Annotated in this window: 16 protein-coding genes and 1 tRNA gene; 10 read left to right on the forward strand and 7 right to left on the reverse strand. The window is 68.0% G+C overall.

The genetic code is table 11. From position 1 onward, the window contains the following. The first annotated feature begins 154 nt into the window (after window positions 1–154). From IT40_RS24400 to IT40_RS24410, 3 genes are all read left to right on the forward strand, one after another. Window positions 155–346 (forward strand): hypothetical protein, encoded by a 192-nt coding sequence (locus tag IT40_RS24400; protein ID WP_147307300.1) that lies wholly within the window; start codon window positions 155–157, stop codon window positions 344–346. Window positions 347–568: 222 nt separating this feature from the next. Continuing rightward, complete coding sequence (locus tag IT40_RS28985) at window positions 569–859, forward strand: hypothetical protein (protein ID WP_116171168.1); 291 nt, start codon at window positions 569–571, stop codon at window positions 857–859. Further along, window positions 859–1101, forward strand: coding sequence for a hypothetical protein (locus IT40_RS24410; RefSeq protein WP_036760620.1), 243 nt, complete (start codon window positions 859–861; stop codon window positions 1099–1101). Before IT40_RS28985 ends, IT40_RS24410 begins: the two co-directional genes overlap by 1 nt. 339 nt (window positions 1102–1440) lie before the next feature. Here IT40_RS24410 and IT40_RS24415 read toward each other — a convergent pair. Continuing rightward, window positions 1441–1515, reverse strand: a tRNA-Gln gene (locus IT40_RS24415). A 96-nt stretch (window positions 1516–1611) separates the two neighbouring features. Here IT40_RS24415 and IT40_RS24420 point away from each other — a divergent pair. Then, window positions 1612–2820 carry a BaiN/RdsA family NAD(P)/FAD-dependent oxidoreductase gene (locus IT40_RS24420; protein ID WP_036760642.1) on the forward strand — a complete coding sequence of 403 codons (1209 nt, stop codon included), beginning with the start codon at window positions 1612–1614 and terminating at the stop codon, window positions 2818–2820. Here IT40_RS24420 and kdsA read toward each other — a convergent pair whose 3' ends face one another. Genes kdsA through IT40_RS24435 form a run of 3 tightly spaced genes read right to left on the reverse strand, consistent with a single transcriptional unit; the run spans window position 2821 to window position 6036 of the window. Continuing rightward, the gene (kdsA, locus tag IT40_RS24425) at window positions 2821–3654 is read right to left on the reverse strand and encodes a 3-deoxy-8-phosphooctulonate synthase (protein WP_036760622.1); all 834 of its coding nucleotides are present in this window, start codon (window positions 3652–3654) and stop codon (window positions 2821–2823) included. Further along, window positions 3651–5399, reverse strand: coding sequence for a KpsE/RkpR family capsule polysaccharide export protein (locus tag IT40_RS24430; RefSeq protein WP_036760624.1), 1749 nt, complete (start codon window positions 5397–5399; stop codon window positions 3651–3653). Before IT40_RS24430 ends, kdsA begins: the two co-directional genes overlap by 4 nt. Beyond that, a complete protein-coding gene (locus IT40_RS24435; protein WP_036760626.1) occupies window positions 5383–6036 on the reverse strand; it encodes an ABC transporter ATP-binding protein in 654 nt (217 codons plus the stop codon). The genes IT40_RS24430 and IT40_RS24435 overlap by 17 nt, the downstream gene beginning before the upstream one ends. A 203-nt stretch (window positions 6037–6239) precedes the next feature. On the opposite strand from IT40_RS24435, the gene IT40_RS24440 reads away from it, so the two are divergent. Then, window positions 6240–6848 carry a uracil-DNA glycosylase family protein gene (locus IT40_RS24440; protein WP_036760628.1) on the forward strand — a complete coding sequence of 203 codons (609 nt, stop codon included), beginning with the start codon at window positions 6240–6242 and terminating at the stop codon, window positions 6846–6848. Next, window positions 6832–7584: an SseB family protein gene (locus IT40_RS24445; RefSeq protein WP_036760629.1), complete on the forward strand. Its 753-nt coding sequence runs from the start codon at window positions 6832–6834 to the stop codon at window positions 7582–7584. Before IT40_RS24440 ends, IT40_RS24445 begins: the two co-directional genes overlap by 17 nt. 68 nt (window positions 7585–7652) lie before the next feature. Here the strand turns inward: IT40_RS24445 and mepK are convergent, their stop codons facing one another. Then, entirely contained in the window at window positions 7653–8213 is a 561-nt protein-coding gene (mepK, locus tag IT40_RS24450; protein ID WP_036760631.1) for a peptidoglycan L,D-endopeptidase MepK, read from the reverse strand. A 306-nt stretch (window positions 8214–8519) separates the two neighbouring features. On the opposite strand from mepK, the gene IT40_RS24455 reads away from it, so the two are divergent. From IT40_RS24455 to IT40_RS24470, 4 genes are all read left to right on the forward strand, one after another. Continuing rightward, window positions 8520–10151 carry a L,D-transpeptidase family protein gene (locus tag IT40_RS24455; RefSeq protein WP_243700201.1) on the forward strand — a complete coding sequence of 544 codons (1632 nt, stop codon included), beginning with the start codon at window positions 8520–8522 and terminating at the stop codon, window positions 10149–10151. Window positions 10152–10177: 26 nt separating this feature from the next. Further along, window positions 10178–11272, forward strand: a complete 1095-nt coding sequence (locus IT40_RS24460; protein ID WP_036760633.1) for a UDP-3-O-(3-hydroxymyristoyl)glucosamine N-acyltransferase — start codon at window positions 10178–10180, stop codon at window positions 11270–11272. Between the two features lie 47 nt (window positions 11273–11319). Further along, window positions 11320–11580 (forward strand): acyl carrier protein, encoded by a 261-nt coding sequence (locus IT40_RS24465; RefSeq protein WP_036760635.1) that lies wholly within the window; start codon window positions 11320–11322, stop codon window positions 11578–11580. Between the two features lie 137 nt (window positions 11581–11717). Further along, window positions 11718–12926: a beta-ketoacyl-[acyl-carrier-protein] synthase family protein gene (locus tag IT40_RS24470; RefSeq protein ID WP_036760643.1), complete on the forward strand. Its 1209-nt coding sequence runs from the start codon at window positions 11718–11720 to the stop codon at window positions 12924–12926. A gap of 46 nt (window positions 12927–12972) precedes the next feature. On the opposite strand, the gene IT40_RS24475 is transcribed toward IT40_RS24470, so the two are convergent. Then, window positions 12973–14193, reverse strand: coding sequence for an MFS transporter (locus tag IT40_RS24475; protein WP_036760638.1), 1221 nt, complete (start codon window positions 14191–14193; stop codon window positions 12973–12975). A gap of 13 nt (window positions 14194–14206) precedes the next feature. Further along, on the reverse strand, window positions 14207–14845 hold the full coding sequence (eda, locus tag IT40_RS24480) for a bifunctional 4-hydroxy-2-oxoglutarate aldolase/2-dehydro-3-deoxy-phosphogluconate aldolase (protein ID WP_036760640.1): 639 nt from the start codon (window positions 14843–14845) through the stop codon (window positions 14207–14209). Window positions 14846–14986: the final 141 nt, after the last annotated feature.

Raw genomic sequence — 14986 nt, forward strand, 5'->3', positions numbered from 1 at the left:
CTATTTAGCTAACGCCATCCCGTCCCCTCGGCAGGTAAGTATGTGCTTACTTATTTTATGAATTATTTCAGCTAGTTACTTCATTTTCCCTCTTGCGCCCGGATTCCGCATCGGCCTAGATTCCAGGCATTCCAAATCAGCAATGAGCAAGATCATGCCGACTTTCATTTCCGATTCCGCCTATGAAGCCCTGCTGCGTGACCTGTCCGCCGCCTTCATGATCGCCGCAACCTCGGCTGGCCGCGACCTTCACGACGAACTGGCCGAGGCGCTGGCGAATGCCGACATTCTGCCCGAGATGTGCCGGCCTGACTTTGCGGTCGCAGAGGTGGCGCTGGCGGCGTAGTTATCAATCTGCCTGAAATTTATGCTGTTCACGAAATGATCTGCGCGAAAAATGCGCAGAAATCAATTTCTTGTGGATAACTGGCAGATTGCACGAATTGCCTTGCGACAAGCGCTTGCGATCTGCCCACTAGAAGATTTGCCGAAACGCCCGAGTGATTCGGCAAATACGTGGTGTTGCACCACCACGCTTTAACCCTGTGTTCAGTAAAGGAACCTATAGATGCAGAAGACCAATAAAGCAAGCACCTCGGCCAAACCCGATGAAGCAAGCATTAGCGATGCTTATGTTTTGCGTTATGAAATCAGCGAGCTTGAGCGCGAACGTGAAGCGCGCAAGCTGCGCGTCCTTTCTACGGAAGGCGTCACGAGCGAACCTCGTGACGGGCGAGTGATCCGCACCATGCTTAACCGCCTGTATGAAGCAGGTTTGCATGGGGAAGCGGCCGCGTATGTCGCGCATGAGATCGAGGCGCGCCGGTTTGCTCTGCGGAATCTTGGGGAGGCCGCATAATGGCGAACCGTTCGCACTACCTGCCGCGCGCCAGCGTGATTAGCAAGCTGTCTGTCATGGATCAGGCGCTTATCCTCGACGCGCACCGGCGGCGCTTGGAGGAAGAGGCTGGGCGATACGTCCTGAAAACATGTGTAGGGCGGCGCGAGGTTCTGCGTTCTGTCCGGGACCGTATGCGCCGCCTGACCAAGACGGCAAACGAGCTTGGCTTTTGGCTGGATAGTGAGAAGGAGGCCACCTGATCCATGAGACGAACCCTCGCGCCAGCCGTAAAGACATGTAACGGGCTGGCGCGGCCCTTGCTTCCAGCAGGCAGAACCGTGCTGCGATCAGACGGCGAGTGCGCGCCCTTTCGGAGGGCAAACCCCGTCACGGTGCGGCGGCATACTCCTTTGCCGCGCGGCACCGGCACCTTTGTGTTGTGGATCACGAATGGGAAGGGCGCGGAGCGATCCTCGCCCTTTCTGCTGCGCGGGTGACTCGGAATCGGGCGTCTGCACCATGTGGAACACACACGCGACTGTAACACATGCGATGCAATGCGCTTCGTTAATCTATTGAATTTCAACATAAAAATGAACTGGCTGGGGCGGTAGGATTCGAACCTACGGTACACGGTACCAAAAACCGTTGCCTTACCACTTGGCCACGCCCCAACTTGTGGAGGCGTATCTAGCCAAGCCGACGGGGGGGTGCAAGAGGCAAAACGGAAAAATCTTGTGGCTTCCGCGCCGGAGTTCTATGCGCCCGGCATGGAACAGGTCGATACAGTCATTCTCGGTGCCGGGGCCGCCGGACTTTTCTGCGCCGGCTCGATCCTGCGGCAGGCAGGCGAGCGGGCGGGGCGGATCATCGTGCTGGATCACGCCCGCGCGCCGGGCGAAAAGATCCGCATCTCGGGCGGCGGGCGCTGCAACTTCACCAACCTGGCGACCGGGCGCGATCGCTTCGTTTCGGGCAACCCGCGTTTTGCCGCCTCGGCCCTGGCGGGCTTCACGCCTGGGGATTTCGTCGCCCTGGTGGATCGGGCGGGCATCGCCTGGCATGAAAAGACGCTGGGGCAGCTGTTCTGCGACGGCAGCGCGCGGCAGGTCATCGACATGCTGCTGCACCGGATGCGCGGGGCCGAATTGCGGCTCGGGACCGCCGTCGCGGGGGTGGAGCGGGCAGGCGACGGCTTCGTGGTCGCCACCCCAGGAGAGCCGCTGGCGGCGCGGCGGGTGGTCGTGGCGACGGGCGGCAAGTCGATCCCCAAGATGGGTGCCACGGGGATCGGCTATGACATCGCCGCCCGCTTCGGGCTGGCGCTGGCCGAGCCAAGGGCCGGGCTGGTGCCGCTGACCTTCGCCCAGCAGGACCTGGACCTTTGCCGCCCGCTGGCCGGGCTGTCGGTCGCGGCCGAGGTCAGCCATGGTGCCGGGCGGCGGCGCACCAGCTTTCGCGACGGGCTGCTCTTTACCCATCGCGGCCTGTCGGGACCGGCGATCCTGCAGATCTCGAGCTTCTGGCGGCCGGGAGAGGAGATCGCCGTCGACCTGGCCCCCGATGCGGATGTCGCCGCGGCGCTGCGCGAGATCCGCGGGCAGGGCGGGCGCATGGCCGTGGCCTCGGCCCTGACGCGCTGGCTGCCCGCGCGGCTGGCCGAGGCCATCGCTGCCGAGGCAGGGCTGGCCGGCGCACGGCTGGCCGATCAGGGCAATGCGACGCTCGACCGGCTGGGGGCGCGGGTGAATCGCTGGGCCCTGCGCCCGGTCGGCACCGAAGGCTGGCGCACGGCCGAGGTCACGGTGGGCGGGGTCGATACGCGGGCGCTCGATTCGCGGAGCATGCAGGTGAAATCCGTGCCCGGCCTCTATTTCATCGGCGAGGTGGTGGATGTCACCGGCTGGCTCGGCGGCTATAATTTCCAATGGGCCTGGGCCTCGGCCCATGCCGCGGCCAGGGCCATTGCGGCCGGCTGATCAGCCCATCACCGGGTCGGATTTGGCCAGCGCGTCGAAGCGCATCAGCGAGGCGATCAGCGCCGGCATCCGCTCCAGATGGATCATGTTCGGCCCGTCGGAGGGGGCGTTGTCGGGATCCTGATGCGTCTCGATGAAGACGCCGGCCACGCCCAGCGCCACCGCCGCCCGCGCCATGACCGGCGCGAATTCGCGCTGCCCGCCGGAGGAGCCGCCCTGTCCACCCGGCTGCTGCACGGAATGGGTCGCATCCATGATCACCGGCCAGCCGGTCCGCGCCATGATCGGCAGGCTGCGCATGTCGGCGACCAGCGTGTTGTAGCCGAAGCTGACGCCGCGTTCGGTCAGCAGGATGCGCTTGTTGCCGGTCGAGGCGACCTTTTCGGCGACATTGGGCATGTCCCAGGGGGCAAGGAACTGGCCCTTCTTGATGTTCACCGCCGCCGGGGTCTCGCCCGCCGCCAGCAGCAGGTCGGTCTGGCGCGACAGGAAGGCGGGGATCTGGATCACGTCGACCACCGAACCGGCCAGGCGCGCCTGCTCGATGTCATGCACGTCGGTCAGCACCGGGCAGCCGATGCGGCGGCGCACCTCGTCGAGCATGCGCAGCCCCTCGTCGATGCCGATGCCGCGCCGGCCCGTCAGCGAGGTGCGGTTGGCCTTGTCGTAGCTGGCCTTGAAGACGAAGCCCGCGCCGGCCTTGGCGCAGGCCTCGGCCACGGTTTCGGCGATCATCAGCGCATGATCGAGGGTTTCAAGCTGACAGGGGCCCGCGATCACCGCAAGGGGGCGGTCGTTGCCGAAGGTGACGTTGCCGATCTGGACATGATTCATGAGGATACCTGTTCGCGCAGGATCGAGGCGGTCAGCGAAAGCATCAGGTAGATGCCGGAAAACACCAGGAAAGCCACGATCGTGTTCTGGAAAGCCTTGGGATAGGTCGCCTCGTCCGGCGGGACCGGCGCGACCGAGAGCGAGAGATAGCGCACCTGCTTGTTGGCCTCGATCCGCGCGGTTTCCATCTGCGCGGCGGCCGCGGCCAGCAGTTCCTGCCGGGTCAGCAGGTCGGATTCGGCGATGCGGATCTCGCCCGAGATGGTGGCCAGCGAGCCGCGGGCGGTGCTGCCCTCGGTCAGCTGGCTGCGGGTCTCGGCCAGCATCTCCTCCAGCCGGCCGATGTCGCCCTTGACCCCGGCGACGCGGCTGGCATTGGGGCTCTGGTTGGAGAGCAACTGGCCCAGTTCCAGCTTCTTTTCCGCCAGCTGGCGCTCGAGTTCGGCGATATGGCTCATGATCACGCCGCCCTCGGCCGCGGGGTCCAGCACGCCCAGCCTTTGCTGCAGCTCCTGGACGCGGCGCTGCGCCAGCAGCACCTTTTCCTCGGCCTCCTGGTAGCTCTCGACTGAGCCCTTCATCTGGTCCTCGCGCAGCCGCGCGGTCATCTGGTCCACCTGGCCCTCGGCATATTTGATCAGCGCCAGCGAGAATTCCTGGCTGAGCTCGGGATCGGGGGCGATCACCTCCATGTTGATGACGCCCTCGGTCGGATCGTAGCCGATCTTGACCGAGTTCCGATAGAGCTTGTAGGCCTGTTCGTTCGTCGTATCCGGCGCCAGGCGCAGGATCGGGTCCATGGCCGGATCCTGGAAGGCGCGCTTGAAGCCCAGATCCCGGTCGAGCCGCAGCATCGCATCGCGCGAGGTCAGGTAGCTTTGCACCGACACCGAATCGGTATTGGTCGCCAGCTGCGTGCCGCCGAACAGGCCCCCCAGCCCGCCCGAGCTTGACTGATCGGCCTGCTGGATCTGGAATTGCGAGACGGTGGCGTAAAGCGGCGTCGCGACGAAGAAGTAATACCAGCCGGCGACCAGCGTCGGCAGCCCGACAAAGGCCGCCAGGCGCGCGAACAGCATCAGGAGCTTGCGGCGGCGGCGGCGGGCGATGTCCTGCTGGATGCGGATGATCTCGGCGGCGCGGCGGTCCTCGGTCAGTTCCTCGCGCGAGGGCAGGTTGGTCGTGCCGGGGGGCAGCGGCGCGATCTCGGTCCCGCGCCGGCGGGGCGGCGTGCGATCCCCGCGCATCGGCACCGGCATGGTGGTGCCGGCCGCCTCGGCCGCCGCCTGGGCGCGCGCGCCCTCTTCCGACAGGATCCTGCTGACGGAGGCGCGGTGGAACGGGTCGATGCCGCGGTCGCGCAGCAGGACCACCGCCTCGTGATCCGAGGCGGCTTCGATCTCGTGCATGGCGGCGATGCGGCGCGCCATGCGCAGCTGGCGATCGGTCAGGTTTTCCGCCCGCACCGCGGCGATGCGCTCGGCCATCGGGGGCTGGTCCGGGACTGCCGCGTCCTGGGGCGGATCGGCCGGCCGCGGCGCCGCGCCGGGAAAGCGCATGTCGCCGAAGCCGTCGTCGGCCGTGGCGAAAAGCTGTTCCGCGTCCTGGGCCGGGGTCTCGGCGCCTTTCCTGACCTCGACCTTCACCTTGGGCTTCTTTGCGGTCTCCGTGGGCTCCTGGCCGACGGCCAGCACCGATTCCTCGCGGCGGGTGCGATAGGCGCGCGCCTTAGGCGGTGTAGTCATAATATTGCTTCGCCTCTTCGAGGGTTTCAAACTGGTATAGCTTGCCGTCGCGCAGGACGGCAGCGGAATTGCAGAATTTTTCAATGGTTTGCGCCTGGTGCGACACGACGACCACCGTCGCCGACCTGAGGCGTTCGTAAAGCACCGTCCCGGCCTTGCGGTTGAAATCCGGGTCGGTGGTGCTGGGCATGCCCTCGTCGATCAGGTAGACGTCGAACTCCAGCGCCAGCATCAGCGAAAAGGTGAAGCGCGACCGCATCCCGGCGCTGTAGGTGCCGACCGGCATGTCGAAATATTCGTCGATGTCGGTCAGCCAGCGGCAGAACGCCTCGACGTAATCCGGGTCCAGCCCGTAGATGCGGGCGATGAAGCGCGCATTCTCGTTGGCGCTGAGCGACGAGGTGATGCCGCCCATGAAGCCCAGCGGAAAGGACACCCGGCATTCGGTGCGGATCGTGCCCTCGTCGGGCTTTTCCAGCCCGCACATCATGTTGATGATCGTGGTCTTGCCGGTGCCGTTGGGGGCCAGGATGCCCATCGACCGCCCCAGCTCGATCCGGAACGAGGCGCGGTCGAGGATCACCTTGCGTTGCGTGCCGGTCCAGAACGATTTGGAGACGTTGTCGAATTCGATCATCTGGCCGTCCTGGTCCGCGCGCGGGCGCGGAATGGTAATGGTTACGACATACACAGTTCCCGCCGCCGACCGTAAACACCCCCGGCCGTGGCAGGCCGGACCATATGCCGGGCGGGTCGCGCTGTCCACCATGGCGATCAATGCTTGATATATCGTGAATGCCGGCCCTTTTCTGCCGTGGGCGGGGTGCCTATCTGCCAGGCATGCCCAGCCTTCTTCGCGAGATTTCCGACTGCCGTCTCTGTGCGCCGCGCTTTGCCGCGACGGCGACCCGGCACAGCCCGCGCCCCGTGGCCTGGTTCCGGCCCGGCGCGCGCATCCTGGTCGTCGGCCAGGCGCCGGGCATGCGCGTGCATCTGGCCGGGCGGCCCTTTGCCGACCGTTCGGGCGACCGGCTGCGCGACTGGATGGGCGTGTCCGAGGCCGAGTTCTATGACCGCGCGCGCATCGCCATCGTGCCGATGGCCTTCTGCTTTCCCGGCTATGACGCCAAGGGTGCCGACCTGCCGCCGCCGCCGATCTGCGCGCAGACCTGGCGCGCGCGCGTCATGGCCGAGCTGCGGCCCGACCTGACGCTGCTGGTCGGCGGCCATGCGCAGCGCTGGCACCTGGGGGCCGCGGCGCGCGGCGGGGTGACGGCGACCGTCGCCGGCTGGCGCGATCATGCGCCGCACATCTTCCCCTTGCCTCATCCGTCCTGGCGCAATACCGGCTGGCTGCGGCGCAATCCCTGGTTCCAGGCCGAGCTGCTGCCGGAATTGCGCGCCGCCGTTGCCGCCCTGTTGAGAGAAGCCGATGACCCCGCTGGATGAGCTTTGCCAGGTTCCCTTTCACGAGGCCGATGCGCCCGCCCGGTCGCGCATCCTGTCGCGCCTGGCCGATACCGAGCTTTTCGTCGCGCTGCTGGCCGAGCCGGCCGACGACCGCGCCGAATTGCGGCTGTTCGACCTGCCCGAGGGCCGCTTTGCCCTGGCCTGCGACCGCGAGGAGCGGCTGGCCGGTTTCGTCGGCGGTCCCGTCGCCTATCTTGCCCTGCCGGGCCGCGTGCTTGCCGCCGCCCTGGCCGAGGAGGGGCGGGGCCTGCTGGTCAATCCGGGCCATGGCTCGCAGCTGATGCTGGATGCCGGGGTGCTGGCCTGGCTGGTGCGGGCGCTCGAGGCGCGGCCCAGCATGGCGCCGGACGAGGCCGCGCGGCGCCTGGGCGCGCCCTCGCCCCAGGCGGTGGCGCTCTTGGCCGAGCCCCTGGCGCAGCGGCTGGGCGACATGGCCGGGCTGGTCGGCCGCCTGGCCCTGGTCGCCGCCGAATGGCGCGACGGGCGGCAGGGCCATGCGCTGATCCTGTCGGGCGTCGAGCCGGCGCACCAGGCCGCGGTGGCCAAGGCCCTGGCGGAGCTGCTGGCCTTCCTGCCCGAACTGCCCGGCGGCGTGGACATCGGCTTTGCCGAGCCGGACCTGCCCGCCGGCGCGCTGATCCTGGAGCCGCCGCCTCCCGCGCCGCCGCCCGAACCGGTGCGGCGCGATCCCTCTGCCCCGCCGCGGCTGCGCTAGCAGGCAAACGAAAACCCGCCCAAGCGGGCGGGTCTTTGCGTGATCACCGGAAGTTGATCGGTCGCGAGTCAGGCGCCCCAGTGGCGGATCGGGCCGCAGTCCATATGGACGAAGTTCGAGCGCGAATATTTGCCGACCCCGCCCGCATTGCAGGCGGCCGCGGCCTTGTACATCTGCGAGACCGAGCGCGACTTCAGGCGCAGGTCCGCAGCCTTGCCCACCATGTGCAGCGAGTTGCGCGCGACGCCCGAGGATTGCGAGCGCAGCATCGCATTGGTCTTGGGCGAGCGATAGCCCGACAGCATCATGTAGGGTTCGTTGGTTTGCAGCAGCCTGTGCGAGGCTGCGGCGATGTCAACCGTGCGCGGATCGATTCCGATGGCCTGGCCCGTCCGCCAGTCGCGCATGAAGATGTTGATTTCATTCAAGGCATCCCGGATATACTTGCCTTCGACCCAGTAAACCGTGTCGATGCTTTCGCCCGTGCGCCCCGAATACATGCGAATGCGGCGGATGTCGCCGGCACCCCGCAGCAGACCGAAGGCATTGGCCATAACCGGCGCTGCTGCCACCGTGGTCGCCGCGAAGACGCCAAGGATGCCCCGACGCGAGAGAGTTTCGAACGTCATGTCAGATCGCCTGTCCTGCTTTCGTTGTTCTTGCCGTCCGTTGAAACGGCGCGGTCCGGTTTAGCCGGAACCGGTTAAGACTATGTCACCAGCGCGCGAGCGGTGGGAAGCTTTTCGTTCCAGGGGCGGCGAAGTTCTGCCATTCTCGGCGAGAATCCGCCGAAATCCGCGCGATTCGGAACCAAATCCAATGTTTCTGCACGGCCGTGTTCACGCTGCATCAGTGATGCAACAAAAAACCCGCCTCGCTGGACCGGAATCCGCCCGGATGCGAAGATTTGCCGCAGGTGTTGAAGGGAATGTCAGGTGCGCTCTTTCGGGCTGATTCGCGTGATGGTTGTTGCGGCCGTTCTGGCCATGCCGGGGGCTGTCGCGGCCCAGGCGCTGGATGCCGCGCCCGTGGCCGCGCTTCCGGCGCCGCGGCTGAGCTTTTCCGAAAGGGAAATGCGGCTGGCCGAGCAGGTCGCCGACCATCCGGGCCTTGCGGATTTCTATGGCACGAACGGGCTGAAGCCGATCTTCGCCGGTGCCGAGGGCGCCCCGCGCCGGGCCGCGCTGATCGAGGCGCTGGGGCAGGCGGCCTCGCACGGCCTGCCGCCCGCGCGCTATCGCCAGGCCGCGCTGCGCAGGCTGGACGGCGCCGGCGCCGATACGGTCGAGGACGAGATCCGCTTTGCCCGCGCCTTTGCCGACTGGAGCCGGGACGTGTCGGGCGGGATCCTCGATCCGCGCAAGGTCGAGCCGGGGATCAAGCGCGAGGTGCAACGCCTGCGCACCGGCGACCTGCTGCGCGCCTTTGCCGCCGCCGACGATCCGGCGGCGATGCTGGCCGCCCTGCCGCCGCAGGATCTGCGCTACGAGGCGCTGCGCCAGGCGCTTGCCCGGCAGTCGCAGCTGGTGGCGCCCGCCGATGCGCCGCCGGTGCCCGAGGGGCTGTGGCGCGAGGGGACCAGCGACGCCGCCGTCGCGGCCTTGCGCGTGCGGCTGGCCTCGGTCGGCTTTGCCGCGGCGCCCATGGGCAGCCCGCTGACCTATGACGGCGCGCTGGCGCAGGCGGTCGCCGCCTATCAGCAGGCGGCGGGGCTGCCGGCCGACGGGGTGGCCGGGCCGCGCACGGTCGCGCGGCTCAACCGCGGCACCGGCCCCGAGGCCGAGGCGATCCTGGTCGCGCTGGAGCGGATGCGCTGGATGGCCGGCCACGACCTGAACGCCCGCCACGTCTGGGTGAACCTGCCCGAGTTCAACGCCCGCATCTACGAGAACGGCCGCGAGGTCTTCGAGACCCGCGTCGTCATCGGCAAGGCCAACCAGGAATTCGAGACGCCCGAGTTCAGCGAGACGATGAAATACATGGTGGTCAACCCGCGCTGGAACGTGCCGCGCTCGATCACCGTCAAGGAATACCTGCCGCGGCTGCAGGCCAACCGCCACGCGGTTTCCCATCTGGACGTGGTGGACGGGGCCGGCAACGTCATCCCGCGCGACCGCATCGACTTTCGCAAATACAGCGCCAAGACCTTTCCCTATCGCATGCGGCAGAAACCCAGCGACGACAATGCGCTGGGGCAGGTCAAGTTCATGTTCCCCAACCCCTGGAACATCTATCTGCACGACACCCCGACCAAGCACCTGTTCAACCAGTCGAGCCGCGCCTATTCGCATGGCTGCATCCGCGTCGGCCGCCCCGTCGACCTGGCGCATGAGCTGCTGAAGGGCCAGGTCGAAAGCCCCGAGGCGGTCTTTGCCAAGGCGCTGAAATCCGGGCGCGAGACCTATCTGAACCTGCGCCCGCCGGTGCCGGTGCATCTGGTCTATTTCACCGCCTTCCCCGACGAGACCGGCCAGATCCGCCGCTTTCCCGACATCTATGGCCGCGACGCGCTGGTCCATGCGGCCTTGGCCAAGGCCGGGCTGGATTCCGCCGGCCCGGATGAATAGATGAACCCCAAGCAAAGGGGAGTCGCATGACATTGACCATCGCTGAACTGGCCCGCGCACTCGATGCCCGCCTCTGGGGCGACGGCAGCCTGCTCGTCAACGGTGCGGCCGAGGCCGGCCAGGCGCGCGAGGACCAGATCGCGCTCGCCACCTCGCCCGCCTATGCCGAGAAGCTGGCGCCGGGCGGCATGGCGCTGCTGGCCGAGGGGACCGACCCCGAGGCGCTGGGGCTGCGCGCCGCCATCCTGGTCGGCCGGCCGCGGCTGGCCATGGCCGGGCTGACCCGCGCCTTCGATCCCGGCCCCGGCATCGCCCCCGGCATCCATCCCAGCGCGGTGATCGACCCGACGGCCGAACTGCCCGAGGATGCCGCCATCGGCCCCTTCGTGGTCATCGGGCCGCGGGTGCGGATCGGGGCGGGGGCGCGCATCGCCTCGCATGTCTCGATCGGCGCGGATACGGTGATCGGCCGCGACGCGCTGATCCATCCCGGCGTGCGCATCGCCCATGGCGTGACCATCGGCGACCGGGTGATCCTGAACCCCGGCGTCTCGCTGGGCGCGGACGGGTTTTCCTTCGTCACCCCCGAGAAATCGGGGGTCGAGGAGATCCGGCAATCCCTGGGCGAGCGGGCCGAGATCCGCCAGCAGCACTGGACCCGCATCCATTCGCTGGGCGGGGTCGAGATCGGCGACGATGTCGAGATCGGCGCCAATTCCACCGTGGACCGTGGCACCATCCGCGCCACCCGCATCGGCCGCGGCACCAAGATCGACAACCTGGTGCAGGTCGGCCATAATTGCCTGGTGGGCGAGGATTGCCTGCTTTGCGGCCTGGTCGGCATCGCCGGCTCGGCCCGGATCGGCAACCGCGTGGTGCTGGGCGGGCAGGTCGGGGTCTCGGACAATATCTTCGTCGGCGACGACGTGATCGCCGGCGGCGCGACCAAGATCTTCACCAACGCCCCCGCCGGCCGGGTGCTGCTGGGCAGCCCGGCGGTCAAGATGGAGGCCCATGTCGAGGCGCAAAAGAACATCCGCCGCCTGCCACGGCTTTACGCGCAAGTGGCCGAGCTTCGCGAAACTGTTAAGAAACTGCTCGACAAGGGCGGCGTGGAATAGCATTCCCGCATGTAATCGCCCCTGACCGGGACAGAACGGAGGCCGAGATGACAGAAATCCGCGATCGCATCATCCAGATCGTCGCAGAACAGGCGATGCTGGATCCGTCCGAACTGAAGCTCGAGATGTCGCCGCAAGACATCGGCATCGACAGCCTGGGCCTGGTCGAATCCATCTTTGCCATCGAGGAAGCCTTCGACATCTCGGTGCCCTTCAACGCCAACGAGCCCGAGAAATCCGACTTCGACATCTCGACCCTCGGCGCCATCGTCGCCGCCGTGGAAAAGCTGGTCGCTGAAAAGGCATGAACGCCAAGAGGACCAAGGGCGAGAAAACGCCCAAATCCGAACGCAAGCCCGGCAAGGTCAAGGGCAAGGTCAAGAACGCGACCAAGATCGCCCGCACCATGCTGGGCCGCGTCATCATGGGGCGGCATGCCAACGGCATGCGCCGCGTCGCCATCACCGGCATGGGCACGGTCAACGCGCTTGGCCGCGACGTGCCCTCGACGCTGGAGGCCATGCGCGAGGGGCGCTGCGGCATCGGCCCGCTGGAGTTCCGCGACGTCGAGCGGCTGGCGATCCGCATCGGCGGCCAGGTGCGCGACTGGGAGGCCGAGACCTATTTCAACCGCCAGCAGATCGTCCTCTATGACAAGTTCACCCAGTTCACCCTGCTGGCCGCGCGCGAGGCGGTGGCGCAATCCGGGCTGGTCTTCGAGGGCGAGCTGGGCCTGCGCTCGGGCGTGGTGCTGGGCACCGCTGCCGGCGGCATGAACACCTGGGACGAGAATTACCGCACCGTCTATGAAGAGGGGAAGAACCGCGTCCATCCCTTCGTGGTGCCCCGGCTGATGAACAACGCGGCCTGTTCGCATCTGAGCATGGAATACGGGCTGCTGGGCCCCAGCTTCACCGTGGCCACCGCCTGCGCCAGTTCCAACCACGCCATGGGCCTGGCCTTCAACATGGTGCGCTCGGGCGCCGCGACCGTCATGCTGACCGGCGGGTCCGAGGCGATGCTGTGCTTCGGCGGCGTCAAGGCCTGGGAAGGGTTGCGCGTCATGTCCAAGGACGCCTGCCGCCCGTTCTCGGCCACCCGCAACGGCATGGTGCAGGGCGAGGGGGCCGGCGTCTTCGTCTTCGAGGATTGGGAGCACGCGATCGCCCGCGGCGCCGATATCCTGGCCGAGGTGGTGGGTTTTTCCATGTCGGCCGATGCGCAGGACATCGTCATGCCCTCGGCCATCGGCGCCGAGCGCACCATCACCGGCGCCATGCTGGACGCGCATATGCGTCCCGAGGAGGTCGGCTATATCAACGCCCATGGCACCGGCACGGCGGCGAACGACAAGACGGAATGCGCTGCGGTCGCCCATGCCTTCGGCCATCACGCCGACCGGCTGATGATCTCGTCCACCAAGTCCATGCACGGCCACCTGATCGGCGGCACCGGCGCGGTCGAACTGCTGGCCTGCATCATGGCGCTGCGCGACGGCGTCATCGCGCCCACCATCGGCTATGAGGAGCCGGACCCGGAATGCGCGCTGGACGTGGTGCCGAACGAGGCGCGCGAGGCCAGGGTCGAGGCGGTGCTGTCCAACGCCTTCGCCTTCGGCGGGCTGAACGCGGTGATCGCGCTGCGCAAGGCCTAGGGTCGGGTGCCGCCCGCCGCAATTGGGGCGGGCGGGTCAGGCCGCCCTAGCGTGCCACTTCGCGCGGGCGCAGCATCAGCCACAGGAGCGCACCGCCCGCCAGCACCAGGAAGGGCAGCATGGCCAGGTTGACCGCGCTCCACCCCGCCTGGGCCGAGCCGCCCATGCAATTCATCAGCCCGCCCGAGGACAGCGAGGCCAGGAACACCCCGCCGAAGACGATGGCGTCGTTCAGGCCCTGCACCCGCTCGCGCTCCTCGGGGCGATAGGCGCGGGTCAGCATGGCGGTGGCGCCGATATAGCCGAAGTTCCAGCCGAGCCCGAGCAGGATCATGGCGATGTAGAAATGCGCCAGGTCCACCCCCGACAGCGCCACCGCCCCGGCGCCCGCCAGGATCGCCAGGCCGACCATGACGATGCGGGTGGCGCCGAAGCGGGCGATCAGGTGGCCGGTGAAGAACGAGGGCGCGAACATCGCCAGCACATGGCCCGAGACGATGTTGGCCGCATCCGCGGTGGCAAAGCCGCAGCCCACCACCGCCAGCGGCGCCGAGGTCATCACCAGGTTCATCAGCGCATAGGAGACCATGCCGCAGATCATCGCCACGGCGATCTGCGGCACGCGCAGAAGCTCGCCCAGCGGCCGGCCCTGGGAATGACCCTGGGCAGGGGCGGGCGGGCGCGGAATGTCGAGAAAGGCGAAAAGCACCGGGCCCAGCAGGTTCAGCCCGATGATCGCGGCATAGGTGGCCAGGAAGGGGATGGCGGTCACTTCCGCCGTCCAGCGCACCAGCAGCGGGCCGGTGAAGGCGGCGGCCAGCCCGCCCGCCAGCACCCAGGAGATGGCGCGCGACTGGAACTCGGGCGGGGCGCAATCGGTGGCGGCGAAGCGGAAGAAGCCCTGCGCCGCCATGTAGACCCCGGTAAAGAGCGCGCTGGCGGTGAACAGCCAGAAATTGCCGCTGGCCAGGGCATAGGCGGCGATGGCCGCGCCAAGCGCCGCCGAGCCGCAGGACAGAAGGAACCCCGCCCGCCGCCCGTGCCGGCGCATGAAGCCCGAAAGCGGCCGCGCCGACAGCGCCGAGCCCAGGATCATCATCGACAGCGGCAGGGTGGCGATGCAGGGGTTCGGGCTCAGCATCTGGCCGGCCAGCCCGCCGACGATGAAGATCATCGACATCTGCGCCCCGAGCAGCGCCTGCGCCAGCAACAGCACGATGACATTGCGCCAGGCGCGGCGCATCGGGTCTGCCTCGGCCAGGGTCATCGCCATGGCGGGTCTAGCACAGCGTGCGCGCGTCGCGGGCGCGGGTCTCGATCGCCGCCCAGTCGCTGGCGGCGACATCGGCGTCGGGCGCGATCCAGCTGCCGCCGACGCAGACCACGTTCGGCAGGGCCAGGTAGTCGGGGGCGTTCTGCAAGGTCACGCCGCCGGTCGGGCAGAAGCTGACCTGCGGCAGCGGACCGGCCAGGGATTTCAGCGATTTCGCCCCGCCCGCCGCCTCGGCCGGGAAGAACTTCAGCATGGAATAGCCCAGTTCCATCGCCCGCATCACCTCGGAGGCGGTGACGGCGCCGGGCAGGAGCGGCAGGCCGATCTCCTCGCAGGCCCGCGCCAGCCGCTCGGTCAGGCCGGGCGAGACGGCGAAGCTGGCGCCGGCGTCCCTGGCCCGTTTCGCATCGTCCGGGGTCAGTACGGTGCCGGCGCCGACATGGCCGCCGGGCACCTTGGCCATCGCGCGGATCACATCGAGCGCGGCGGGGGTGCGCAGCGTCACCTCGAGCACCGGCAGGCCGCCGGCGACCAGCGCCGTCGCCAGCCCCTCGGCGCGGGTCGCATCGCCGACGACCAGGACAGGGATCACCGGGGCGAGTTCGCAAAGCGCGCGGGTGTTCCGGGATTGCTGTTCGGGGGTCATGGCGGGGCCCCGTTTTTCGGGAAACTCGCGGGGGGGTGGGGTTTTTCCCGGGGGTGCCCGAGAGGGGGACGGGCATCGGCGGCCCGCCGCTGGCGCTGCTATACCAGCACGCCCCCGGCCCGGTGCTGCGCTCGACCGTGG

The organism is Paracoccus versutus (assembly GCF_000763885.1).
GTDB classification, from domain to species: Bacteria; Pseudomonadota; Alphaproteobacteria; order Rhodobacterales; family Rhodobacteraceae; genus Paracoccus; species Paracoccus versutus.